General features: G+C 71.6%; 21 protein-coding genes and 1 tRNA gene. 5 read left to right on the forward strand and 17 right to left on the reverse strand.

From position 1 onward, the window contains the following. Window positions 1-127: 127 nt before the first annotated feature. From LZ495_RS03725 to LZ495_RS03765, 9 genes are all read right to left on the reverse strand, one after another. The gene (locus LZ495_RS03725) at window positions 128-634 is read right to left on the reverse strand and encodes a hypothetical protein (protein ID WP_235050374.1); all 507 of its coding nucleotides are present in this window, start codon (window positions 632-634) and stop codon (window positions 128-130) included. 70 nt (window positions 635-704) lie between these two features. Next, window positions 705-1,328, reverse strand: a complete 624-nt coding sequence (locus LZ495_RS03730) for a class II aldolase/adducin family protein (RefSeq protein ID WP_235050486.1) — start codon at window positions 1,326-1,328, stop codon at window positions 705-707. Window positions 1,329-1,455: 127 nt separating this feature from the next. Further along, a complete protein-coding gene (locus LZ495_RS03735) occupies window positions 1,456-3,114 on the reverse strand; it encodes a BCCT family transporter (protein WP_372498513.1) in 1,659 nt (552 codons plus the stop codon). Between the two features lie 166 nt (window positions 3,115-3,280). Then, window positions 3,281-4,303 carry an ABC transporter ATP-binding protein gene (locus LZ495_RS03740; protein ID WP_235050375.1) on the reverse strand — a complete coding sequence of 341 codons (1,023 nt, stop codon included), beginning with the start codon at window positions 4,301-4,303 and terminating at the stop codon, window positions 3,281-3,283. Beyond that, on the reverse strand, window positions 4,300-5,094 hold the full coding sequence (locus LZ495_RS03745; RefSeq protein ID WP_235050376.1) for an ABC transporter permease: 795 nt from the start codon (window positions 5,092-5,094) through the stop codon (window positions 4,300-4,302). Before LZ495_RS03745 ends, LZ495_RS03740 begins: the two co-directional genes overlap by 4 nt. After that, window positions 5,087-6,043 carry an ABC transporter permease gene (locus LZ495_RS03750; protein ID WP_235050377.1) on the reverse strand — a complete coding sequence of 319 codons (957 nt, stop codon included), beginning with the start codon at window positions 6,041-6,043 and terminating at the stop codon, window positions 5,087-5,089. The genes LZ495_RS03745 and LZ495_RS03750 overlap by 8 nt, the downstream gene beginning before the upstream one ends. A gap of 273 nt (window positions 6,044-6,316) precedes the next feature. After that, complete coding sequence (locus LZ495_RS03755) at window positions 6,317-7,378, reverse strand: hypothetical protein (RefSeq protein ID WP_235050378.1); 1,062 nt, start codon at window positions 7,376-7,378, stop codon at window positions 6,317-6,319. A 164-nt stretch (window positions 7,379-7,542) separates the two neighbouring features. Next, a complete protein-coding gene (locus tag LZ495_RS03760; protein WP_235050379.1) occupies window positions 7,543-8,676 on the reverse strand; it encodes a methyltransferase domain-containing protein in 1,134 nt (377 codons plus the stop codon). A gap of 230 nt (window positions 8,677-8,906) precedes the next feature. Next, entirely contained in the window at window positions 8,907-9,125 is a 219-nt protein-coding gene (locus LZ495_RS03765; RefSeq protein WP_235050380.1) for a hypothetical protein, read from the reverse strand. Between the two features lie 129 nt (window positions 9,126-9,254). Between LZ495_RS03765 and LZ495_RS03770 the strand changes: the two genes are divergently transcribed. Beyond that, entirely contained in the window at window positions 9,255-10,547 is a 1,293-nt protein-coding gene (locus tag LZ495_RS03770) for an NsdA family TPR-like regulatory protein (protein WP_235050488.1), read from the forward strand. Here the strand turns inward: LZ495_RS03770 and LZ495_RS03775 are convergent. Next, window positions 10,533-11,171, reverse strand: a complete 639-nt coding sequence (locus LZ495_RS03775; protein ID WP_235050381.1) for an HAD-IA family hydrolase — start codon at window positions 11,169-11,171, stop codon at window positions 10,533-10,535. The two genes, LZ495_RS03770 and LZ495_RS03775, sit on opposite strands and share 15 nt — an antisense overlap. Before the next feature lie 90 nt (window positions 11,172-11,261). Here LZ495_RS03775 and LZ495_RS03780 point away from each other — a divergent pair. After that, window positions 11,262-11,346: transfer RNA gene (locus tag LZ495_RS03780), tRNA-Ser, on the forward strand. Window positions 11,347-11,417: 71 nt separating this feature from the next. Here the strand turns inward: LZ495_RS03780 and arcC are convergent. From arcC to LZ495_RS03810, 6 genes are all read right to left on the reverse strand, one after another. Continuing rightward, window positions 11,418-12,353, reverse strand: coding sequence for a carbamate kinase (gene arcC / locus LZ495_RS03785; protein ID WP_235050382.1), 936 nt, complete (start codon window positions 12,351-12,353; stop codon window positions 11,418-11,420). Between the two features lie 129 nt (window positions 12,354-12,482). Beyond that, a complete protein-coding gene (argF, locus tag LZ495_RS03790; RefSeq protein WP_235050383.1) occupies window positions 12,483-13,484 on the reverse strand; it encodes an ornithine carbamoyltransferase in 1,002 nt (333 codons plus the stop codon). Window positions 13,485-13,633: 149 nt separating this feature from the next. Further along, window positions 13,634-14,863, reverse strand: a complete 1,230-nt coding sequence (locus LZ495_RS03795) for an arginine deiminase (protein WP_235050384.1) — start codon at window positions 14,861-14,863, stop codon at window positions 13,634-13,636. Window positions 14,864-15,002: 139 nt separating this feature from the next. Further along, entirely contained in the window at window positions 15,003-16,484 is a 1,482-nt protein-coding gene (locus tag LZ495_RS03800) for an APC family permease (RefSeq protein WP_235050385.1), read from the reverse strand. Between the two features lie 478 nt (window positions 16,485-16,962). Then, window positions 16,963-19,536 (reverse strand): polynucleotide kinase-phosphatase, encoded by a 2,574-nt coding sequence (locus LZ495_RS03805; RefSeq protein ID WP_235050386.1) that lies wholly within the window; start codon window positions 19,534-19,536, stop codon window positions 16,963-16,965. Next, complete coding sequence (locus LZ495_RS03810) at window positions 19,533-21,152, reverse strand: 3' terminal RNA ribose 2'-O-methyltransferase Hen1 (protein WP_235050387.1); 1,620 nt, start codon at window positions 21,150-21,152, stop codon at window positions 19,533-19,535. Before LZ495_RS03810 ends, LZ495_RS03805 begins: the two co-directional genes overlap by 4 nt. A gap of 217 nt (window positions 21,153-21,369) precedes the next feature. On the opposite strand from LZ495_RS03810, the gene LZ495_RS03815 reads away from it, so the two are divergent. Next, window positions 21,370-22,053, forward strand: coding sequence for a hypothetical protein (locus tag LZ495_RS03815; protein WP_235050388.1), 684 nt, complete (start codon window positions 21,370-21,372; stop codon window positions 22,051-22,053). A gap of 389 nt (window positions 22,054-22,442) precedes the next feature. Beyond that, window positions 22,443-23,396 (forward strand): EamA family transporter, encoded by a 954-nt coding sequence (locus tag LZ495_RS03820; RefSeq protein ID WP_235050389.1) that lies wholly within the window; start codon window positions 22,443-22,445, stop codon window positions 23,394-23,396. Here the strand turns inward: LZ495_RS03820 and LZ495_RS03825 are convergent. Next, entirely contained in the window at window positions 23,364-23,999 is a 636-nt protein-coding gene (locus tag LZ495_RS03825; RefSeq protein ID WP_235050390.1) for a peroxiredoxin-like family protein, read from the reverse strand. The genes LZ495_RS03820 and LZ495_RS03825 overlap by 33 nt on opposite strands. A 68-nt stretch (window positions 24,000-24,067) precedes the next feature. On the opposite strand from LZ495_RS03825, the gene LZ495_RS03830 reads away from it, so the two are divergent. Then, on the forward strand, window positions 24,068-24,694 hold the full coding sequence (locus tag LZ495_RS03830; RefSeq protein ID WP_235050391.1) for a TetR/AcrR family transcriptional regulator: 627 nt from the start codon (window positions 24,068-24,070) through the stop codon (window positions 24,692-24,694). Window positions 24,695-24,769 lie beyond the last annotated feature (75 nt).

Genomic DNA, 24,769 nt, shown 5'->3' on the forward strand with positions numbered 1-24,769 from the left:
CCCCCCCCCGCATCGTCCTCTTCGTGCGGTGGGGGGGACCCCCCCGGGGGGGGGGGGCGGCCGCCCCCCCCCCCGGACTCCCCCTCGGCTCCCCGGCCCCGGGCTCGTCCCGGACTTCTCCCGCCGCCTACTGCGCGGCCGGCCACAGCGAGAAGGCGAGCCGCAGGGCCACGCACAGCGCGGGGAGCGCGGCCAGCCAGCCCCACGCCGCGATCCGGCGCGCCCGGCGGCCGCCCGCCAGGATCCCGACGGTGCCCGCGATGCCGACCGCCACGCCGCCCAGCATGGGGATCGCGACGGCCACGCGCTGGCCGTCCGCCGTGCACATCAGGCCGCGGCCGTCGTCCCCGCATTGGCCGGCGAGCAGGACCATGGCCGGGACCGCCACGACGAAGAAGATCGTGACCAGCCACATCACGCCCAGCACCGCGGACACCACGATCGGCCGTCCGGCGGCTCGGCCTTGCGGCACTTCGTACAGGGTGCCGTCCTCGGCCTGCACGTATTCGACGGCGAACTCCCGGCCGAGAATGCCCTCGAGGTCCGGGCCGGTGGCGAACTCGCCCTGGTAGCGCCACGGTTCCCGGTGCACCGAGGATGCCGAATGCCGTGCCCTGGGCTCCCGGTTCGTCATGCGTCCATCGTCGGCGGGTCCTGCGGGGCGCGCGTCCGTACGCGTACTCAGTCCGGTACGCGTCCGGTGCTCAGTAGCGCATGCGCAGCTCGACGTCCGCCAGTTCGCCGTCGTCGAGGATCCGCGGCTCGCCCATGCCGCAGGCCCGCACATAGACCTCGCACAGCCACTCGAGGATGCGGGTGCGCTCGAAGGCCTCGTCGAGGTCCAGGCCGAGCGTCACGCTGCCGTGGTTGGCGAGCAGGGCGCCCTGCCGGCCGCCGGCCAGCGCGGCCTGCACGTTGCGGGCCAACTCGGGTGTGCCGTATGTCGCGTACTCGGCCACCCGCACGTCGCGGCCGCCGAACAGCAGGACGTTGTAGTGGATCGCGGGCAGCACCGTGCGCGTGGTGGCCACGACCGCGCCGAAGACCGCGTGCGTGTGGACGATGGCCCGAGCGTCCTCTGCCGCGGCGTACAGCGCGAGGTGCATGGGCGTCTCGGACGACGGTGCGAGTGCGCCCTCGACCACCTCGCCTGACAGGTCGACTACCGGGCAGTCCTCGGGCGCCATGCGGTCCAGCGGTACGCCGGACGGGGTGACCGCGACCAGGCCGCCGTCCCGCACGCTCAGGTTGCCGGAGCTGCCGACCACGAAGCCCTGGCCGACCGCGCGGCGCCCGTATTCGCACAGCGCAGTACGCGCGTCCCGCATCAGCACGGCGGTCTCCCTCGGTGTCTCGGCCGGCGTCGTCTCCGTCGGCTTCGTCTCGGCCGGCATCCGATCATGCCGTGCCCGGTCGCGCGGCCCGCACCGGGTGCCGCACGGCTGCCGGACCGGCTCAGATACCGCCGTGCCGGCGGTCGTAGGTCTCCGTGTCGGCCTCCTCGCCGACCGTGGCGCGCACCGCGGCCTGCAGGCCGCGCGGCCGGGACGTGCGCGGCCGGTGCGCGGCGGCCGGGTCCTCGCGCAGTTCCTTCACCAGCGCCACGCACAGCGCGAGCATGACCACCACGAACGGCAGCGCGACCAGGATGGTGGCCTGCTGCAGGCTCTTCAGGCCGCCGGCCAGCAGCAGCACCGAGGCCACCGCGCCGATCAGCACGCCCCACGCCACCACGATCCAGGACGGCGGCTTGAGCGCGCCGCGGCTGGTCAGCGAACCGAGCACGAGCGAGGCGGAGTCGGCGCCGGTCACGAAGTAGAGCGCGACCAGCAGCATCGCGACGAGTGCGCTGACGCCGTACAGCGGCAGGTGGTCGAGCATCGCGAACAGGGCGTTCTCGGCGCCCTTCGCGGTCTCCGCGACCAGGTCGGCGTCGCCGGTCTGCTGCATGCGCAGCGCACTGCCGCCCATGACCGCGAACCACACCGTGCTGGCGCCGCTGGGCACCAGGAGGACGCCGATGAGGAACTCCCGCACGGTGCGGCCGCGCGAGATGCGGGCGATGAAGGTGCCGACGAACGGCGCCCAGGACAGCCACCACGCCCAGTAGAAGATGGTCCACGCGGCCAGCCACTCGGTGCCGACGAAGGCTCCGGTGCGGGTGGACATGGTCATGAGGTTCTGGAAGTAGTTGCCCACCGACGCGGGCAGGACGCCGAGGACGTAGACGGTCGGGCCGACCACGAAGACGAACACCATCAGGGCCACCGCGAGCACCACGTTGGCGGTGCTCAGCCATTTGACGCCGCGGTGGATGCCGCTGAACGCGGAGACCACGAAGGCTGCGGTCAGCGCGCAGATGATGACGACTTCGAGGCTCTCGGAGTCCTTGACGTCCATGGTCAGGTTGAGGCCCTTGGCCACCTGCAGCGCGCCCAGGCCCAGCGAGGTCGCCGAGCCGAACACGGTGGCGAAGATGGCCAGCAGGTCGATCGCCCGGCCCCAGCCGCCGTCCGCGCGCTCCGCGCCGAGCAGCGGCACGAACGCCGAACTGACCCGGTTGCCGCGGCCCTTGCGGAACGTCGCGTACGCCAGCGCGAGGCCGGCCACCGCGTAGATCGCCCACGGGTGCAGGGTCCAGTGGAAGAGCGTGTACTGCATCGCGGCGCCGGCCGCGCCGCCCGTGCCGGGTTCCGCCCCGGAGCCGGGCGGCGGGGCCGCGTAGTGCTGGATGGGCTCGGCCACCGCGTAGAACATCAGGCCGATGCCCATGCCCGCGCTGAACATCATGGCCACCCAGGCCAGCGTGCTGAACTCCGGATCCTCCTCGTCGCGGCCCAGCCGGATCCGGCCGAACCGGCTCAGCGCGAGGTAGACGGCGAGCAGCAGGAAGACGTCCGCGGCCACCACGAACAGCCAGCCGAAGGTGGAGATGGCCCAGTCCAGGCCCTTGCCCGCGGCGGTCTCCAGGGAGTCCTGGGCCAGCACGCCCCACATGACCACCGCGAGGACGGCGGTGAAGCCGATGCCCGCCACGACCGGGTCCACGACGCCGCGGCCGCCCGGTCCGCCGGGGGGATCGCGCCGCTCCGCGCCGTCGTTCGTGAGTGCCACAGGACCTCGCCATCCCCTTCGGGGGCGGCGTGCGCGGTGCCGGGGCCGGCCGCGGAGCCGCCCGGGCGGACCGTTCGGCTATTGCCGCAAACAGGATATTTGCGGCAATAGTCCGCCCGTCATCGTAGGGAACCCGGCCCGGCGGCCCGCGGGGGCGCGCCGGGGCTCAGGGGCTTTGTGCGTACAGGCGCGCGACCACCTCCTCGATGTCCGGCTCCTGCACCGCGACGTCGCGCAGCCCGCCGAGCTGCGCGAGCCGGCCGATCAGGCCGCCCGCCGGGACGCCGTCGAGAGCGAACACCACCCGGTGCCCGTCGTCCTCGACGCGTTCGACCTTGGCCCCGGGCACGTGCGGCAGCTCGTCGTACGGCCGGTCCAGGTCGGCCACCACGCGGCGGCGCGAGCCGTAGCGGTCGTGCAGCGCGGCCAGCGTCCCGTCGTGCACCACGCGCCCGTGGTCGACCACCACCAGCCGGGGGCACAGGCGTTCGATGTCGGCGAGGTCGTGGGTGGTGAGCACGATGGTGACGTCGCCGCGCGCGCCCAGCTCGGCCAGGAACGAGCGCAGCGCCTGCTTGCTGACCACGTCGAGGCCGATGGTCGGCTCGTCCAGGAACAGCACGCCGGGGCCGTGCAGCAGCGCCGCGGTGATCTCGCCGCGCATGCGCTGGCCCAGGGACAGCTGCCGGACCGGGGTGTCCCAGAAGGCGCCCAGGTCGAGCAGCTCCCGGCAGGCCGCGAGGCGCCGGGCGTGCTCGGCCTCGGGGACCGCGTAGACGTACCGGAGCAGCCGGAACGACTCGTGCAGCGGGAGGTCCCACCACAGTTGCGAGCGCTGCCCGAAGACCACGCCGACCCGGCGGGCCAGCTGCTTGCGCCGGGGCACCGGTTCGAGGCCGCACACCCGCAACTCCCCGCCGCTGGGCGCGAGTACGCCGGTCATCATCTTGAGCGTGGTCGACTTGCCGGCGCCGTTGGGGCCGATGTAGCCGATGGTCTCGCCGTGGCCGACCGCGAGGTCGACGCCGGCCACCGCGGCCACGGTGTGCGAGGTGCGGCGCACCCGGCCGGCGCGGCGCTTGACGGTGAACTCCTTGCGCAGTCCGGCCGCCGAGATGGCCGGCGCGCCGGCCGCCGGTCCCGCGGCGCGCGCGGTGGCGGAGGGGCTGGGGAACGATGCTGCATTCATGATCCGGTACTCCTGTAATGGCGGACGCCGGTACGCCACATCAGCACGGCGCCGACCCACGCCGCGGCGGCGGCGAGCGGCGTGCACCAGGCCACCCATGCGGGCGTACCGAGCGGGTCCGGGCGGCCGAGCAGGGCGAGTGCGGGCTGGTAGCCGGCGAAGCCGTAGCCGAAGAGGACGCGCATCCAGGCCGGGTAGATGGTCTGCGGGTAGGTGCCGAACGTGCGTCCGCCGTAGGTGAAGGCGTTGGCGAACTCCCCCGAGTCGATCCAGAAGAACGCGACCGTGGCGCCGGCCACGAAGGCCGCCGCGAACAGTGCGCCGGCCGCGACCGGTGCGGTGACCGCGAGCAGGGCGCGGGCCGGCGTCCAGTCGATCCCGGCGTACACCAGGGCCGCGGCGTACAAGGCGAGGCCCTGCACGACACGCCCTGCCTTGCGCAGCGGGAAGTCCCCGGCCAGCAACTGGCCGAGGGGGCTGAGCGGGCGGACCAGAACAGTGTCCATGCGCCCGGTGCGGACGTATTCGGCGATCCGCTCGATGTTGCCGACCGCGAGATCGGCGATCTGGAAGGCGAATTCGCAGAGCGCCGCGATGAGCACCGCCTCGCGGACCGAGAAGCCGCCGAGCGAGGGGGTGACCCGGAACAGCACGAGGATCGCGAGGATCTCCAGCACGCTGACGCACGAGGTCAGCGCGGCGTCCATGGCGAACGAGGCGCGGTACTGGCTCTGGCTGCGGATCTGGGCGCGCACGAGTTCGCGGTACGCGCCGCGGGCAGGTTCAGCCACCCTGCACCACCAGGCGGGTGACGGCGCGGCGCTGGACGCGCGCACAGGCCTGGAAGAGGAGCGCGGCCCAGGCGATCTGCAGCAGCACGGTGGCCGCCGCGACCCCGGAGGACGTGCGTTCCACCGCGATGTCCAGCGGCACCTGGAAGACGCTCGGGAACGGCGTGGCGCACCAGACCAGCCACTGCGCCCACTCGGGCAGGAAGCGCAGCGGGAAGTACCCGCCGCACAGCGGTCCGAGGATCAGCATCCAGAACGAGATGGGTCCGCGGATGTCCAGCAGCCAGAAGCCGGACAGGTTGACCAGGTAGCGGCCCGCGAAGCTGACCAGCGTCGCGGCCGCCACCGATACCGCGAACATCGGGTAGGTGACGGCTCGTTGCGGCAGGTACATGCTGTAGAACAGCAGGCCGAACGCGAGGGGCGCGAGCAGCCGGGTGAGCACTGCGTACCCGGCGCGGCCGAGGTCGGCGGCGGCGTAGGCGGCCAGCGGGTCGACCGGCCGCAGCAGGTCGGCGGCGACGTCGCCGCTGCGGATGCGTTCGGCGAGTTCCTTCCAGGCCCAGATGCACACCACGCTGAGCAGGCCCTGGCCCACCCACACGTAGCTGACGAGCTGCGCGGTCGTGTAGCCGCCGGGGCGGCCGGACGCGCCGGCCACGTCGACGTACACGGCGCAGAGCATGATGCCGAAGACGATGTTGGTGAACACGCCGGCCACGGTGGCCTGGCGGTAGGTGGAGTGGCGGCGGAAGCCGGCCCCGGCGAGCGCGGCGAAGGCGCGAGCGGAGTCCCGGAACGGGATCGGCGCGGGGCGGGCATCAGGGGCGGAGCGGGTGTTCTTGTCGGATCCGGAGTCGGGTTCGGTGTCGGATCTGGTGTCGGACCCGAAGTCCGATCCGGACTCGGGTTCGGGACCTGGTCGCGGGCATGCGGCGGCAGACGGCATGACGAACTCCTCACGCGCCGGGCGCGCCGAAGCGCCCGACGCACGGCGTCAGTTGGGTCGGTCGCTCTTGGTTTCGCCACCGGGGTCCTGATGCGGCCTTCCGCCGCCGGACCCGCGCGTGGCACCCCGGGCAAGGCCGTACACGCTACCCGATGCACTGCGCGAACCCCAGGCCGATTCACACGTCCGTGGCAGCGCGCGCCCGCGCGCGTCCGCGCGTCAAGGCGTACCGGGGTTCGGACGTCGGGGCGTTCAGGTGTCCGGACGCCTGGATCAGGCCAGGTCGTCCGGGTGGGTGCCCTCCGGCCGCACGCCGAGTCCGGGGAAGTCGACGTAGCCGCCACTTGTCCACGACCGGACCCGCATCCCGGAGGCTGCGGTGATGTCCCAGGCCGCGAAGGCATCCAGCAGCAGCCCGCCGGCCCGGCGCCCGTGGTCCGCCCCCGGCCGCAGCCACACCTGGCGGGCCAGCCCCGGGATGCCGCCCAGTTCCAACCGGTCCTGCCCGATGCGCAGCTCGACGGTCCGGCTGGGGTGCGCGACATCCCCGATGACCAGCAGGATCGGCTCGATCCAGCCGACCAGCGGCAGGTCGGTCACCGCGGAGGCGAGCAGTTCGGGCAGCGCCGCGGCGAAGTCGTCCCAGTCGCTCGGGTCGGGCCCGAACGGCAGGAACAGCTCGGCCAGCGCCATGTCGGGGCGGCTCACGCACCAGTCGTACGGCAGCCCGCCGAGCCCGTGCGCGGCGGCGAACTCGCCCTGCTCGCGCGCCTCCCAGGCCATCGTGGGGAACAGGTCCATCGTCAGTGCGCCGCGCGCGTGGTCGCGGGCCAGCCGGAGCGTGATGGCCTTGCCCCGCCAGCGCAGCCACGCACCGGGGCCGCCGCGCCACGGCGCGGGACCGAGAGCGGCGGTGACCGCGGCCACCAACCGGGTGTGCGCGGCGTCGAGTTCGCGGTCCCGGTCGCGCGGGAACGCGGCCCCGGGCAGCCCCCACGACTCGCCCGACAACCCGGCCCCGAACCCGAGGCTGCGCCCCGGCCCCGACGGCGGCGGCAGATCCGGCCCCGGCGTGGGCACCGGGATGGGCACCTCGAAGCGCAGCACCGGGCTCGGCGCCGCACCGGCGTCCCCGTCCTCGGCAGGCTGCCAGCGGCACAGCAGCCCGGGCACGCCGGGATCGAGTTCGAAGGTGTCGTGCGCCGCCGCGCGCCACGACAACGTGGCGACGACGCGCTCGAGGTCGTCGCGGGTCCACGCGCGCCAGTCGGCGTCGCGGGCGGCCAGGAGTGTCCGGGTGAGAGTGTCGGCGGCAGGCATCACTGAAGCGGCCATACGGGTGATGGTGACACCACAACCGCCTTTTCGGCAGTCGCGCGTCCGAGCGAACCCGCAGCACGCCGCCATGAACCGAGCTCAGCCCGCCGTGTACCCAGACGAAATGCCCGGACCACCGCCGCCCAAGATGCCCCGAATTGCCGAGACGCTTCCCGCGACCATCAGCCAATGGTCGCGGCCCAGTCGCCCCGCTCGAACGTCAAGGCACCATCGCGTTCGACGGTCACCTCGGCTCCGTAGAGCTGGAAGTACCCGTACGTCAGCCAGGACTCACGCAACTCGTCGAGGACGTCCCAGAGCCGTTGCGGACCGGCCTGGTGGACGGTGGGCGCTTCGCGCTTGTAGCCCTGCGCGCGAGCCCAGGAGCCGTCGGGCGCGGTGATCCACGCCGTACGCCATCCATCGTCAGTGCGATGGAACGAGTGCCACACACCTGGGACTTCGATCGCAAGGACGGCGCTGAGCTCCCACGACTCATGGATCTGGACGACCGGGTAGCGGCCGGTGGTGACGGTGTCGCCGTCGCCTGTCGAGACGACGGCGAAATCGGGGCCGGGGCGGGGCGGGTAGTCGTCGCCGGAGCGCGTCGTCATGAAGCTCCCGCGCTCCCACTCGACGCGGCCCCTGAGTCGCCCGTCCGGCAACTTGTCGGCGGTGACGATCACATGCAGGTCGGTCAGGGTGGTGACGAGCCGTCCTCCAGTGCGGAGAGCGGCGACCCATGATGCGGGGATGCGCGGCACCGAGACCATGGAGATGATGCGGTCGTATGTGCCGGGGAGTTCACCGGTGGCGTCACAGGTCGTGACGGTGGGGTGCAGACCAAGCGAAGCGAGGCGTTCAGCAGCTGCCTTGGCCAGGTAGGGGTCGACGTCGATCGAGGTCACGCGATCGCCCCCGAACCGGTGCGCGAGCAGTCCGGCGGAGTATCCGGAGCCGGTTGCGAGATCGAGAATGTCGGCGCCGTCGTACAGACGTCCGAGGCGCAGCATGGTGAGGACGAGGCCCGGGAGCGTCGACGACGACGTCGGGACGCCCTCGGGTGCGGCATCAGCCTCGGCGTGGTCGGCATGCAAAGGGCCGACCCGGGTGACGAGGGTCTGATCGCGGTACGCGGCGTCGAGCCACGCGTCGGAGTCGGCAGGGCCGTCCCTGAGGACGTACGAGCCGCCGGACCAGTCCCACCAGCGCGGCACGAACACATGCCGCGGGACCTGCTTGACCGATTCATGCCAGCGTGACGGGGAGTTCGCGACCTGGTGGGCGAGACGGTGCGCGGGGTTCTGCCAGTCCATAGGTCCTCCTGCAGGAATCGAGGCCGGAGGCAACTTGTCCCCGGCCCCGTGGTCGTGGTGGCGGGCCTCAGTCCGGACGGCGGTGCGTCCCGGGACCTGCGGGCGGGCCGCTGTCCCGCTCGGGGCGCCCGGGTGGTTGCGAAGGCGGTTGCGGCGGGTTCGGCTGACCGGTCATGTCATCCCTACCTTTCTCGATGGTGCCCCGGTGCGATTCTGCGCCGGGCCTCGGGTCAACTGGTGCTCTCACGACGCCTCGTGGCGAGGACTGACGGGTAGCCCGCGAGCGAGACCGTCCATTCGAGGCCACCGCGCTCCGGCCGCAACCACAAGGTCATCTCGGCCTGCCCCACGTCGGACACGTCCATGACCTGCTGAGGTCCGTAAATGGTGTGCACGATCGTGCCGACCACCGGGGGTTCGGGTGCCATGCTCGGGGTCGCTGCGTCCATCGACAGTCCTTCGTAAGCCGCGAATCGTTGCACTGTGTTCCGGGATGAGCACACACCGGATCCGTATCCGGAGACAATGAACCGAGCCGATCCAACGCCGATCCCTTGCGAGAAAGGCCGGTGCCGTCGATGCAGCAGCTCGGCGAGGCTATGCGCCAGGCACGCAGGGAGTCCGGGATGGTGTGGGCAGCCTTCGCCCAGCAGGCGGCGTTCGGTGAGGCCTACCTGCGCAACGTCGAGAACGGGAACCGGCCCGTCACCGCCGCCGTTGCCGCCGCATACGACCGAGTACTGGGCACCGCAGGGGCATTCGAGGCCGCCCTACGCGGATCCGGCGCCATCGACTCCGACGCTGCTCCGTGGAGCACGTCGGTGAACCTGACGGTCCTCACGGGACTGCTGAACGGGAGCAGAGTGGACCGCAGGGGATTTCTGGCCGTCGGCGCCGCGCTGTCCGCGTCCGCGGCCGCTTGGTCCGCCGTCGTCGGTGACGACCAGCTCGGGCAGGTGTCGCATGCGGACGATCCGGCAGGCCCGGCACTGCTGGGGCACGTCGAGGACCGACTCGACCACCTGCGGCGACTGGACGATGAGCTTGGCAGCGGCGAGGTCCACGGACTCGCACGCGGTGAACTGTCCCTGCTTGTTCGCCTGATCCAGTCAGGACGGCACAAAGGGCCAAGCATGAGAAGGCTGTACACGATGGCCTCCGAGGCAGCGCGGCAGGCTGCTTGGAGCGCCTTCGACCAAGGAAACCTCGGCGTGGCCCAGCGGTATTTCGACGCAGCCCTGCGCGCGTCCGCAGATGCGGACGACCCGATCGGCGGCGCCTATGCGCTCTCCTTCGCAGCCATCCAGTGCTACTCCACACCTGGTGAAGCCGGCCGCGCCGTCGCCTTGTTGGACGCAGCCAGCTCCCATGTACGTGGGCAAGCCACCCCGCGTATGCACGGCATGCTTGCGGCACGGACCGCCCGTGCGCTTTCCAAGACGGGAGCGAAGAAGGACTGCGCCCGCCAACTCGACTTCGCCCGTGCCGCGCTGGACAAAGGCACGCACGACGACGACCCCAAGACGCTGTACTGGGTCGACCACGGCGAAATTGAAATGATCGCCGGTTCGTGTGCCCTGGAACTGGGGGACGCGGCCGAGGCGGTCCGCCGATTCACGGCAGCGCAGGCCGTAGCCCGGCCCGGCGAGCAGGCGTACCCCCGCAGCCACGCCATCTACCTGGCCCGCGCTGCCGAAGCACACTTCGCCATGCACGATCTGGACGCAGCCCTTGAACTCGCCCATCGCGCCGCACATTGTCTCGGCACGGTCGACTCGGCGCGCTCAGCCTCGGAGCTGAGCGGCCTCCGCAAGAAGCTTGCCCCGCACTCCGCTCACTCCGGAGTCCGCGATTTCCTAGAGGTCGGGTAGCCGGAGCAGTTCCCGCAGGCGCCGCGCGGCCACGACTTCATCCAGGGCCAGCAGCGGCGTCATTCCGATCTTGTGTGCTGCCGCAAGGTTGTCCTCGCTGTCGTCCACGAACAAGCACTCGCGGGCGGGGACGCCGATCCGGTCCAGGGCAAGCTGAAAGATCGCCGGGTCCGGCTTGCGGATGCCGTGCTCGGCGGACAGGATCACCGCGTCGAAGGTCCCGTGCAGGTCGAAACCCGCGTATGGGTCGTACGGTTCCCGTCCCAGGCTGTTGGACAACACCGCCGTCTTGATGCCGTGTTCGCGCGCCTGTCGTGCGACCTTCAGTACGGAGTACGCCGGAAACGCGTCGTGCAAATAGCGGCCCATCAGGTTGTCCGCTGAGACACCCATCAAGGCGCCGAAGCGAGCATTCCACTCGGTCTGGGAAATCCGTCCCAGTTCGATGTCGCGGAACGCCTCCTGTCCGCGTGGGTCCGCCCAGGCCCGCAGGAAGCAGCCGGCCGGGAGCTTCTCCCGGTGTTCGAACGCGGTGATGACTTCCACCATGTTGAACGTCAAGACACCGAAGAAATCGAAGATGACACCGGCGTACCGGGGCTGGGCTCCTGCGGGTCCGGTCATGCTCAGAGCCTACGAGAATCCGTGATCGCGTCGTACGTCCCGCGCTATTTCCTTCGACGCCGCCGGAGGCGGCAAGTAGCCTGCGGGTACGGAAGGTTGCCAGAGCGGTAATGGAACGGCTTGCTAAGCCGCGGTCGGGGGCGACCCCGCGCAGGTTCGATCCCTGCACCTTCCGCTGCCGTGCAGTTCAGGAGACGCGAGGGGCCCGCACCGGATCGGTGCGGGCCCCTCGGGCGTGGCTGCGGGTCAGAGGAGGCTTCGCTCCGGGTAGCGGCCGCTCGGGGTGACGATGGTGCCGGCCTTGCCGGCCAGGATGTCGGTGGCCTGGTCGAGGGAGCCGATGGCGGCCATGTCGCCGGTCGTCTCGACGAACTGGCAGACGGCGTCGACCTTCGGGCCCATCGAGCCGGCCGGGAAGTCCTCGGCGCGCAGCGAGGCCGGCGTCGCGTTGGCGATCTCCTCGGCCTGCGGGGTGCCGAAGCCGCGCATGACGCGGGGCACGTCGGTGAGCAGGAGGAGCGCGTCGGCTTCCAGTGCCTCGGCGAGCAGCGACGCGGTCAGGTCCTTGTCGACGACCGCCTCGACGCCTTCCAGCTGGCCCTCGTCATTGCGCAGCACGGGGACGCCGCCGCCGCCCGCGCAGACCGCGATGGCGCCGGAGTTGAGCAGCTGGCGGATCAGCCGGGTCTCGACGACGCGGCGCGGCTTGGGCGACGGCACCACGCGGCGCCAGTACTGGCCGTCCTGCTTGACCACCCAGCCGCGCTCGGCCGCCAGCCGGTTGGCCTCCGCCTCGTCGTACACGGTGCCGACGAACTTGGTCGGGTTCTCGAACGCGGGGTCGGCGGCGGACACCAGGGTCTGGTTGATGAGCGCGCAGACCTGGCGGCCCGGCAGCGCGTTCTGCAGCGACTGGAGCAGCCAGTAGCCGATCATGCCCTGCGTCTCGGCGCCCAGGACGTCGAACGGGTACGGGGTGCTCAGCGACTTGTCCGCGGCGGATTGCAGCGCGAGTACGCCGACCTGCGGGCCGTTGCCGTGCGTCAGGACGAGCTCGTGCTCTTCGGCGATGGGGGCGAGGGCCTTGACCGCCTTGCGGATGTTGGCCAGCTGGATGTCGGCGTCGGGCTTGTCCCCGCGCTGGAGCATGGCATTTCCGCCGAGGGCGACGACGACGCGCATTGTCTTTACTTCCCTTCCGGGAGGAGGAGTGGATCACGATTGATCCGGATAAATGGGGCACTTCTTGAACGCGTACGGCCCGGGCACCTCGGCTCGGGTGCCCGGGCCGTACGCGGTTGCTGCGGGGCGTCAGTCGCCGAGCGTGGCGACCATGATGGCCTTGATGGTGTGCAGGCGGTTCTCGGCCTCGTCGAAGACGATCGAGAAGTCCGACTCGAACACCTCGTCGGTGACCTCCAGGGCCTCCATGCCGGTGCTCTCGTACAGGTCCTGGCCGACCTTGGTGTGGCGGTCGTGGAACGCCGGGAGGCAGTGCATGAACTTGACCTTGGGGTTCTCGGTCGCCTTCACCACGTCCATGTTGACCTGGTAGGCCTTGAGCAGCGCGATGCGCTCGTCCCAGACCTCCTTGGGCTCGCCCATCGAGACCCACACGTCGGTGTAGAGGAAGTCCACGCCCTTGACGCCGGCCTTGACGTCCTCGGTGTGGGTGATGGTGGCACCGGTCTTGGTGGCGATCTCCTTGGCCTGCGTGATGATCTCGTCGTCGTTCCACAGCGCCTTGGGGGCGACCATGCGGACGTCCATACCCAGCATGGCGGCGGTGATCATGAGCGAGTTGCCCATGTTGTTGCGCGCGTCGCCGAGGTAGGCGAACGAGACGTGGTGCAGCGGCTTGTCCGAGTGCTCCTTCATGGTGAGCATGTCGGCCAGCATCTGGGTCGGGTGCCACTCGTCGGTGAGGCCGTTCCAGACCGGGACGCCCGCGTACTTGCCGAGCTCCTCGACGTACTCCTGCTTGGAACCGCGGTACTCGATGCCGTCGTACATCCGGCCGAGGACGCGCGCGGTGTCCTTCATCGACTCCTTGTGGCCGATCTGCGAGCCGGTCGGGTCCAGGTAGGTGACGTTCGCGCCCTGGTCATAGGCGGCGACCTCGAAGGCGCAGCGGGTGCGGGTCGACGTCTTCTCGAAGATGAGGGCGACGTTCTTGCCCTTGAGGCGCTGCTGCTCGATGCCGGCGTACTTGGCCGCCTTGAGGTCCGCGGCCAGGTCGATCAGGAACTTGAACTCCTGCGGGGTGAAGTCGAGTTCCTTGAGGAAGTTGCGGTGGCGCAGGTTGAAAGCCATGACTCCAGTTCTTCTCTCGTGTGGTCGGCTGGGGTGCCGGCAGTGGTACTTCGGGTCACTGCTTGTTGTACCGCCTGCAGCAAGGCGGGTCTGTGGGCGCCCGGGCGGTCGCGGCGCAGGTCAGGCCGCAGCCGCCCGGGCGGGGGCGGTCAGGAGACCGCTTCGCGCTCCACCGGGCAGCTCATGCAGCGCGGGCCGCCGCGGCCGCGGCCGAGTTCGCTGCCCCGGATGGTGACGACCTCGATGCCGTTCTTGCGGAGGAACGTGTTGGTGGTGACGTTGCGTTCGTAGGCGAAGACGACGCCGGGCTCGACCGCGAGCACGTTGCAGCCGTCGTCCCACTGCTCGCGCTCGGCGGAGCGCACGTCCTGGGTCGCGGTGAGCACGTTGATGCTGTCCAGGCCGAGAGCCCGCGCGATGGCCTTGTTCATGTCCTCGGCCGGGTGGTCGGTGACCTTCAGCTCGTCGTCCGAGTCGCCAGGCTCGATGGTGTACGAGGGCAGCATGCCCATGCCGGCGTACTTGGTGAACGTGTCGCCGTTGAGCATCGTCATGACCGTGTCGAGGTGCATGAACGCACGGGCCTTGGGCATCGCGAGCGCCACGACCTTCTGCGCCGCGCCCTTGCGGAACAGCGCGCGGGCCAGCGCCTCGACGCCCATCGGGGTGGTGCGCTCGCTCATGCCGACCAGCACCGCGCCGTTGCCGATGACCAGGACGTCGCCGCCCTCCATGGTCGCCGGGTACTCGGACTGGCCCGGGTTCCACACGTTGAAGTCGCCCTTGGCGAACATCGGGTGGTAGTTGTAGATCGCCTCGAAGTGCACCGTCTCGCGGCGCCGGGCCGGCATCTGCATCGCGTTGATCGCGACGCCGTCGTACACCCAGGCGGAAGTGTCGCGGGTGAACAGGTGGTTCGTCACCGGGATGATGGTGAAGTCGTCGAGGTCCATGGTGTGGAACGCGACGCTGTGCGGCTCCTCGATGTGCTCCAGCACCTCGCGCTTGGTGATGCCGCCGATGAGGTGGCGGACCAGCGTGTCGGTGTCGAAGTTCTCGAACAGCCCGCGCAGTTCGTCGACCGCGAGCAGGCCGTAGGCGCGCTCGTCGAAGACCCGGTCCAGGATGAGCTTCTTCGCGGCCGGCTCGCTCTGCAGCGTCTCCTTGAGGAGGTCGGCGAAGAGGTAGACGGTGATCCCGCGGTCCCGCAGCGCGTCGGCGAAGGCATCGTGCTCCTCACGTGCCCGCTTGACCCACAGGACGTCGTCGAACAGCAGATCGTCCTTGTTCGTCGGGGTCAGCCGCTTGAGCTCCAGGTCCGGTCGGTGCAGGATGACCTGCTTGAGCCGGCCGGTCTCCGACTGGACGTTGAAACCCATGGAACCTCCTTGGCAGTGCGGGGGTTTCCCGCGGTTTTTCCGGGGTTCGCCGCGCGGTGGCACAGCGGGGGTGGAGCTGGGTGCGGACGGGGTGGTCCGTGGTGCGGGGTGTCGGGTACGTGGTGCCGGGCGCGGGGCGTCAGGTGCGGGCGGCTCCGTCCGGCGGGGGCCACTCGCCCGGGTGCTTGCCGGCGTCCATGCCGGTCGTGCTGTCGATGGTCCCGACGGCCTTCCCGGACGCGTCGTGCATGACCTCGTTGGGGCCGTACTCGTTGCGCGAGGCCTTGACCCAGATGTAGACCGGGATGCCGAGCAGCAGCATGATCAGGCTCTTGAGGACCGCGTCGGCGCCCGAGCCGTAGACCATCCACAGGGTGAACGCGAAGCCGACGATCGCAATGGTCATGTTCTTGGCGAGGTCGGCGCGGTCGACGGTGCGCTCGCGGGTCACCAGCCAGAACAACTGCGCCGCCGCGGAGAACATGTAGGGGATGACGGTGGTCACGGTCGCCATCAACAGGATCGTCTCGAACGCGTCCTCGGACCAGAGGTAGTTGATCGCCATGACGATGACGGTCAGCGCGGTGCCGACCATGATGCCGACGTACGGGACGCCGTTGCGCATCTTCTGGAAGGCGGCCGGGAACATCCCGTCGCGGGCCGCCGCGTACGGCATCTCGGCGACCAGCATCGTCCAGCCGTTGAGCGCGCCGACGCCGGAGATGATCGCCATCGCGGCCATCACGCCGCCCCAGGCGCTGCCGCCGAACATGTTGTTGAGCGCGTCGGAGAACGGCGCGGTGGAGTTCTGCAGTTCGGCGTTCGGGACGGTGCCCATGATCGCGATGGTGCTGAGCATGTAGACCGCGGCGCAGGCGAGCGTGCCGTACACCGAGGCGAGCGCGACGTTCTTCTCCGGATTGCGCACCTTCTCGGCGGCGATCGCGACGGCCTCGATGCCGGAGTACGCGAACACCACGAGCGCGGCGGAGGTCTGCAGAGCGTCGATGAAGCTGCCGCCCTCGGCGTTGAACGGGCCGAAGTTGACGCTCTCGATGAAGAACAGGCCGACGATGGCCACGAACAGCAGCGGCACGAACTTCAGCACCGTGGTCACCAGCTGGAAGGCGCCCATGTTCTTGACGCCGGACAGGTTGACCATGGCCGGGACGGTGAGGCCCACCAGCGCGATGACGATCTTGCCGAGGGTGGAGTCCCAGTGCAGGAAGTAGTTGACGTAGCCGACCCACGCGACGGCGATGCCGGCGTTGCCGATCCAGGCGGTGAGCCAGAACGACCAGGCGGTGAGGAAGCCGGCGAACTCGCCGAAGGCGTCGCGGGCGTAGGCGTACGGTCCGCCGGAGGCCGGGATGCGCGCACCCAGCTTGCCGAAGATCATCGCGATGAGCAGGGCGCCGACCGAGACCAGCCCGAAGGCCAGGATCGAGATCGTGCCGTACTTCGCCAGCGTGGCGGGCAGCAGGAAGATCCCGGTGCCGATGACGCCGCCGATGACCAGTGCGGTCGCCTGGGCCAGACCCAGTGTCGCGTCGTCCTCGGCGCCTGGCCCTGACGACGCGTCGGTCTTCGACGCGCCCGAAGGAGCCGGTGCGTGGCTCATCTCGATCCTCCTGACGAGAGTCGGCGCCGGGCCTCCGCACCCGCAGGGGACGCGGTCGCGAGGGCCCTCTTCCTGGAGACCTATTCATGAAGGTTCACGAAGAACGGTGCTGCTTTGTCCGCTTGTGGCGATCCGCCCAGGTCTCTGGGAATCCCGTCATCTGCGATCCTGCTCCCCGCTCCGTACGCCGAACGGCCGCACAGGTCACGACCTGCACGGACACGTGTCCCGAGGACGACGGGACGTTGGACCCACGAAGCGGAGAAACCTGATCAAAAGTGGACAACAGGGCGGCTGATACCCCGGTTGCGGGGATCTCTCACCTCCCACGCAGACCTGGGGCCTCCGGGGCTCGCGCTCCTGCTCCGCGCACCTCCGAGCCGGGCGCGGAGCAGGAGCGCGAGCCTCGGAAAGCCGACGGGCCCCGAGGCCGGTACGGCCTGGGGGCCCGTCAAAAGCCGCCGAATGCGGCGGAGTGTCAGAGCCGCGGGTCGACCGGCTCCGACTCCAGGGCGAGCACGGCGAAGACCGCCTCGTGGACACGCCACAGCGGCTCGCCGCGGCTGAGCCGGTCGAGCGACTCCATCCCCAGCGCATGCTCGCGCAGCGCGAGCGACTGCTTGTGGCCCAGGTGCCGCTGCCGCAGGCGCTTCAGGTGCACCGGCTCGGAGTAGTCCGGGCCGTAGATGATGCGCAGGTACTCCGGCCCGCGGACCTTCACGCCCGGCTGCACGCGCGAACCGGGCTCGCGCGCGCCTTCCGCGGCCAGCGGCTTGACCACCATGCCCTCGCCGCCCGACGCGGTCATCGCGGTCCACCAAGCCACCCCGGCGGCCACCTGCTCGGGGTCGCCGACGTCCACCACCAGGCGCCCGGTGGGCGCCAGCAGGCCGGTCGGGTCGGCGGCCACCAGCCGGTCGGCCACGGCCAGGTGCCAGTCGTGCGGCTGCGCGGTGTACGCCCTCCCGCGCCCGGCCAGGATCTGGAACGGTGCGAACCGCAGCCCCTCCAGGCCCTCCACCGGCCAGCAGTAGTGGCCGTACGCGTCCCGGAACCCCTGCGCGTTGGCCGCCCGCCGGACTATGTGCGCGGACAGGTCGCCGACCTCGATGCCGCGCTCGGCGGCACGGGCCAGCGCCTGCGCCGCCGCCGGGAGTGCCGCCCCGGCGGCCGCGCCGACCGCCGCGTACTGGCGGCGCAGCAACTCGACGGCCTTGGCCGACCACGGCATCAACTCGGCGTCCAGCAGCAGCCAGTCGGTGTCCAGTTCGTCCCACAGCCCGGCCGCGTCCACGGCCGCGCGCAGGCGCGCGAGGAACTGCTCGGTCAGCTCGGGCGTGGGCAGGAAGGACCGGCCGGTCCTCGTCCACAGGGCACCGGTGCCCTCGGCCGCGCCGAAGGCGTCCCGGGCGGCGTCCGCGTCGCGGCACACCAGCGCCACTGCGCGCGAGCCCATGTGCTTCTCCTCGCACACGACGGTCGCCACGCCGTCCGCACGGTATTGCGCGAACGCCTGCTCCGGGTGTTCGAGCAGGCCCTCCTCCTGCGCGGTCGCGCACGGCGCCATCGTCGGCGGCAGGTACACCAGCCAGCGCGGGTCGATCGCGAACCGGCTCATCACCTCGAGCGCGGCCGCGGCGTTCTCGCCGCGCACCATGACGCGGCCCGCACCCGCGGTCTCCACCACGCGGCGGCCCATCGGGTCGTCCGGCACCAGCACGTCGGCGAGGTCCAGCGGACGCCCGTCCCGGCCGCCCGGCGCCTCGGCCTTGAGCGGGCGCACCGGCTCGTACCAGACCTGCTCGGCGGGCACCGCGACCAACTCCCGCTCGGGGTAGCGCAAGGCGGTCAGCTCGCCGCCGAACACGCAGCCGGTGTCGAGGCAGATGGTGTTGTTCACCCACTCGGCGCGCGGCATCGGCGTGTGGCCGTAGACCACCATCGCCTTGCCGCGGTACTCCTCGGCCCACGGGTAGCGCACGGGCAGGCCGTACTCGTCGGTCTCCCCGGTGGTGTCGCCGTACAGCGCGAAGCTGCGCACCCGGCCGGACGTGCGGCCGTGGTACTTCTCCGGCAGACCGGCATGCGAGACCACCAGGCGGCCTTCGTCGAGGAGGTAGTGGCTCACCAGGCCTTCGCAGAAGTCCGCGACGTCCTTCTTGAACTCGTCCGACTCCAGAGCGAGTTGGTCCAGCGACTCCTGGAGGCCGTGGGTCACGCTCACCTTGCGGCCGTTGAGGGCGCGCAGCAGCTTGCTCTCGTGGTTTCCGGGCACGCAGATGGCGTGGCCGGCCCGGACCATGCCCATCACCAGGCGCAGCACGCCGGGCGTGTCGGGGCCGCGGTCGACCAGGTCGCCGACGAACACCGCGGTACGGCCCTCCGGGTGGACGGCGTCCACCGCCTTGCCGGTCCCGGGGTCGCGGGCGACCGCGTAGCCGAGCTGCCCGAGCAGCGTCTCCAGCTCGGCGCGGCAGCCGTGGATGTCGCCGACGATGTCGAACGGGCCAGACAGGTGCCGCAGGTCGTTGTAGCGCTTCTCGTACACGATCGACGCCGCGCCGATCTCCTCGACGCCGCGCAGGTGGTGCACCTTGCGGAAGCCCTCGCGCTGCAGGTGGCGCAGCGACCGGGTCATGTCCTTGCGCTGCCGCGTGATGACGTTGCGCGGCAGGTGTGCGCGGTCGGGGCGGGTCGAGTTGCGCGCGAAACAGATGTCCTCGGGCACGTCGAGGACGATCGCGACCGGCAGCACGTCGTGGTCGCGGGCCAGCTTCACCAGCTGCTCGCGCGCGCCGCGCTGCACGCTCGTCGCGTCGATCACGGTCAGCCGGCCGGCCGCGAGGCGCTTGCCCGCGACGTGGTGCAGCAGGTCGAACGCGTCCTTCGAGGCGGACTGGTCGTTCTCGTCGTCGGCCACCATGCCGCGGAAGAAGTCGGACGACAGGATCTGGGTGTGCTTGAAGTGGGTGCGCGCGAAGGTCGACTTGCCCGCGCCCGTGGTGCCGACGAGCACGACGAGGGCGAGGTCGGGGATGGCGAGGGGTGTCATGCGCGGACTTCCTTCGGTACTGCCGGGGTGTCGATGACGGCGGGGGCGGCGGACGCGGTGAAGACCGCCATCTGGGTGGGCGGGCCGACCTCCGGGTCGTCGTCGCCGACCGGGACGAACTCCACGGCGTAGCCGAAGCGTCCGCCGACCTGCTCGGCCCACGCCCGGAACTGCGCGCGGTCCCACTCGAAGCGGTGGTCGCCGTGCCGCATGGCGCCTGCGGCGAGGCCGTGGCCGCCTTCCTCCTCGGGGGCGTACCGCACGTTGTATTCGACGTTCGGCGTGGTCACCACGACGGTCTCCGGACGAGCCGCGCCGAACACCGCGTACTCCAGGGCGGGCAGCCGGGGTTCGTCGACGTGCTCGATGACCTCGGAGAGCACGGCCGCGTCGTAGCCGGCCAGCCGGGCGTCGGTGTACGTCAGCGCCCCCTGCAGCAGCTTCACGCGGGACCGCTGGCGCTCCCCCATGCGCTCCAGGTGGAGGCGCCGGGCGGCGATGCCCAGGGCGCGGACCGAGACGTCGACGCCGACCACTTCGGAGAACTGCCGCTCCTTGAGCAGGTCGCCCAGCAGCTTGCCGTCCCCGCAGCCGAGGTCCAGCACGCGCGCGGCGCGCGCCTCGCGCAGCGCTGTGAGGATGGCGTTGCGGCGGTGCGTGGCGAGCGGGACCGGACGCGGCTCGGCCGGCGTGCCGGCCTCCGCGGTCGGCTCCGGCTCGGGAGCAGTCTCGGCCGGGGCCCCGGCCACGGCTTCGGCGCCGGCCTCGATGCCGGCTTCGACGATGCCAGCTTCGGTGCCGGCCTCCGCACCGGTCTCGGGCAGGTCCGGCTCGTCCTGCGGAACCGCGTTGTCGATGTCCTCGAGCTCGGAGTCGTCGACCTCGGCGAGGCGTTCCAGTGCGGTACGGGTCAGCCCCGGGCGCCGCGCCAGGTAGCGGCGCGTGATGACGGTGCGCTCGGGGTGCCCGGCGAGCCAGCCCTCACCGGCCCGCAGCAGCTTGTCGACCTCGTCCGGCGACACCCAGTAGTGCTTGGCGTCGTCGAGGACCGGGAGCATGACGTAGAGGTGCCGCAGGGCGTCGGCGACCCGCAGGGTGCCGGTCAGCCGGAGCCGCACGTAGCGCGAGTCGCCCCACTCCGGGAAGCGCTCGTCCAGCGGGACCGGCTCGGCCTCGACGGTCCAGCCCAGCGGGGTGAACAGGGCGTGCACCATCGCGGGACCGCCGCGCGACGGGAGCGCGGGGATCACCACCTCCAGCGGCCATGCCTCGTCCACGAGCTCGGGCTGCAGATCGCAGCGGCCCTGCATCGCGGTCCGGAAGACGCCGCCGAGCGCCACCGCGAGCAGCGACGACGCCGCGTACGGGCGGTCGTTCACGTACTGCGCGAGGGCGAAGTCCGGGGAGCCGCCGGCCTTCTTCGTGCCGCGCACGAGAGCCAGCGGGTCGACGTCGAGCATCAGGGCCACTTCGCAGCGGTCGTCGGACGCCTCGGGGTAGAAGACGTGCGCGGTGCCGTAGGTGGCGGAGAACTGCTGCGCCTTCCCCGGGTGCTTGTGGAGCAGGAATCCGAGGTCGGCCGCAGGCCGGCGGGTGGTGGATATCGTCAGGAACACCCGATCGAGTATCGCTGCTCCCCGAGGCCGCCGACCACCAGGTTTCGCCCGCCTGTGGACGACCGCGGCGGCCCGGGCGCGACAGCGGCCTGCCGACGTGCCCCGCGGCGGAGTTGTCCACAGGACGCCGGATCCCGGCCGGTCCGCGGACCCGTTCCGAGAGACCGTGGAAGCGGCGGCAGCATCCGCACCGCCGCCCGTCCGAGGGGAGCCCACCATGATTCCGTCGCGTACCCGGACCGCCCCGGCGGTCACCCGCCTCGACGACGACATCGCGACCGCGGCCACCGCGGGCGAGGCCCTGGCAGCCGTCGCCCAGGCACTGGAACTCGCTTTGGGGGCCGTGGAGTCCTGGCGCCTGGACGCTGCGCGCCTGGGCTGCCTGTGTCCGACCGCAGCACACCTGCGGACCGCGCTGGCCGCGGTCGCGGACCTCACTCCGCCGCGTCTGCGCGGCCCCGCGGAGCGGCCGGGCCCGGCCGAGCCGGGGCTCGTCCACGCGTTCGGCGGCATCGCCCGAGTCCTGGGACGCGCGGCCCGGATACTGGACGCACTGGCGCAGCTCGGCCATCCGCAGCCGACCCGCCCGGGCCTGCTGGGTGCGGTGCTCGACGCCGACCGCAGAGCCCGGTGCCGCGCCGCGTGGGCGGACACGTTCCACGCGTTGGTGGCGGTACGCGCCGTCCAGGAAGCGGAAACCTGGTCCGGCACCTCCGCCAAGGACCCCTGGCTGCTCTTGGCCGCCGACTCCCCTGCGCATCCGCCCTGCACCGACTGCACCCCACCGGGCAAAGCAGCCGACCCGCCACCCGCCGCGCCAGCCCCCGAGGATGCCGCCATCCTCCCGTTCCCCCGCCGACCAGCACACCATCCAGGACCACGGCCAACCCCTGCCTCATGACCCAGGCGCCTCCGCGGCCGACCGACGACTCGGTCCCACAAGAACCGCCGGTGCATGCGAAGGCTGCGTGGGGGCCCGAAAGCCTGGGCCGCGCCGGACACACGTCCCTTGCCCCAAGCCCCACCAGGCGCAGTTCCCCCGACCCGCGCCTGCCGAGGGGATGAGGGCGGGGTGGAAGGCCAGGGGAAGCGGTGAAGGCTCAACCACTTCCCCCACCCCCGGTACGCCGCCCGGCCCCGCGCCCACCAGGGGCGCAGGGCCTGGGCAGCGGCGGAGGCCCGACCCTGGCCCCACCGCGCGGCAGTTGACCCAGGCTCACGCCTGCCAGGGCGTGAGAACCTGGGGCCGTGGTGGGGGTGCGGCAGGTGGCGGGTGGGCGGGGAGCCGGGGTGGGGTATGCGCTTGCCGGGCAGCTGATCTGGGGGGTGCAGCCGCTCTTCTGGCCGCTGCTGGCCGGGCTCGGCACGGCGTCCGCGATCGCGCAGCGCATCGTCTGGTCGGCGCTGGCCGCACTGGCCATCGTGGCCGCCCGGCCTTTGGCGCGCGGCGAGTTCGGTGGGCTGCTGCGCCGGCCGCGGGACCTGGCGTCGCTCGCCCTGACCGGCGTGCTGCTGGCCACCTCGTGGGCGGTCTACGTGTACGCGGTCATCTCCGAACGCGTCGTCGAGGCGTCGCTGGCGCTGCTGATCGCCCCGCTCGCCGGGGCGCTGCTCGGCGTGACGGTGCTGCGGGAGCGCCTGCGTGCCGCGCAGTGGTGCGCCTGCGGGATCGCGGCCGTGGCGCTGGGCGTGCTGGTGGCGGGCTACGGGCGAGTGCCCTGGGCGGCGTTCGCCATCGCGGGCACGGTTTCCGCGTACGGCCTGCTGCGCAAACGCCGCCCGCTGCCCGCGGCGGCCGGCACCGCCGTCGAGCTCACCGCCGTCCTGCCGGTCGGCCTGGCAGTGGCCTGCTGGACCGCCGCCGCGGGCCAATCTTCCGCCTACACCCCTGCGTTGCTGCTCCTGCTGCCCGCGGCAGGACTGATCACCGCGATACCCAGCGCGCTGCGTTCGGCGGCCCTGAGCCGGCTCCCGCTCTCGCTGTTCGGCCTGCTGATGTACGTCAACCCGGCGCTGCAGTTCGCCATCGGCGTCGGTGTGCGGCACGAGCCCATGAACACCGCGAGCTGGACCGGCTTCGCGCTCGTGTGGACGGCGCTCGCGGTCTTCGCCGCGGACGCGGTGGCCGCACGCCGGCCCGCGGCGGCCGCGACCGCCGCCGGGCCGGCGCCCGAGCCTGAGCCCGACCCTGAGCCCGAGCCGAGCCGTCGGCTATTCCACCGCGGCCGGGTGCGCTTCCGCTGACCGGGCCGCCGCGGCGGCGGACAGGAGTTCGTCGACCGACCACTGGTCGTAGACGTGCGTGCCCAGTTTCGCGGCGGTGATCCGGCCGTCCGGGGCGATCAGGAAGTCGGCGGGCAGTCCGGTCCGCCCGCCGTGCGGCTGCCTGGCCGGCAACCGCTCCTTGCCGCGCAGCACCAGCGGGATACCGCGGATCACGGAGCGCACGATCGGGATCCACGCCTGCGGGCGCAGCAGCGACTTCGGGGTCGCCTCGACGCCGAACTCGCGGTACAGCCGGCGGTCCGGGTCGCCGATCACCGGGAACGGCAAGTGCGCTATGTGACCGCGTAGTTCCTCCGCCGGCGAATGGAAGACGACGACTTCCGCGATCCCGGCCGCGGTGATTTCGTCGTGCCGCCGGACGATCGACTGCAGGTGCAGGTTGCAGACCGGGCAGCCGGCGAAGCGCCTGAACTGCAGGTGCACCAAGCGGTCCGGGTCCGGCACCGGCACCGCGGCCCGCGGCTCGGCGCCGGGCGCAGTGACGGCCGTCAGCGTGCGTTCCGGTACCCGGCTTCCGACCTTCAGCGTGCCGTGCGCGGTGATTTCTGCCTGCTTGCCCATGGGCCCTCCCACGTAAGCGTGCGGTGTACGCCTACAAGCTATGAGCGTACGTTGTACGCTGTCAATCCATGCCACGACCCCGCTCTCTCACCCACTCCCAGATTGCCGCCGCCGCGCTCGCGGTCATCGACCGCGAGGGGCTCGACGCCCTGTCGATGCGCGCCGTCGCGGCCGAACTGGGCATGGGCACGATGTCCGTCTACCGCTACGTCACCGACCGCGCGCAGCTCGAAGCGCTGGTCGTGGACCTGGTGTTCAGCAGCGTGGACACCACCGTCCCGACCAGTCCGGCGGCCTGGACCGGACGGATCGAAGTGCTCGCCGAACGGGTCCGGGCCGCGGCCGGGCAGCATCCGGCCGTCGTGCCGCTGCTCCTGGTGCACCGGCACACGTCGGTGGGGGCGATGCGCTGGGGCGATGCGGTGCTGGGCATCCTCGCCGAGGCGGGCTTCGCCGCCGGGCAGCGCGTCGTGGCGTTCCGCGCACTGCTCGCCTACGTGCTGGGCGCGCTCCAAGTCGCGCACTTCAGCTCCCTGGACGGCCCCGGCACGGCCGCCCTCGCCGCACTCGACCCGGCCGACTTCCCGCACCTGTCCGCGACCGCGGTCGCGGCGCGGCAGATCACCGCGGACGAGGAGTTCCTCGGCGGCCTCGCCCTGCTGCTGGCCGGCCTGACGGCCGGGGAAGCAGGCTGAGCAGTCCGGCGGACAGAACCCCGCGGAACGCCGAACGGCCTGTCCCCGCCCGGTCGAAAACCTTGCGGGGACAGG

Origin of the sequence: Yinghuangia soli (assembly GCF_021502675.1) — a bacterium.
Taxonomy (GTDB): Bacteria; Actinomycetota; Actinomycetes; order Streptomycetales; family Streptomycetaceae; genus Yinghuangia; species Yinghuangia soli.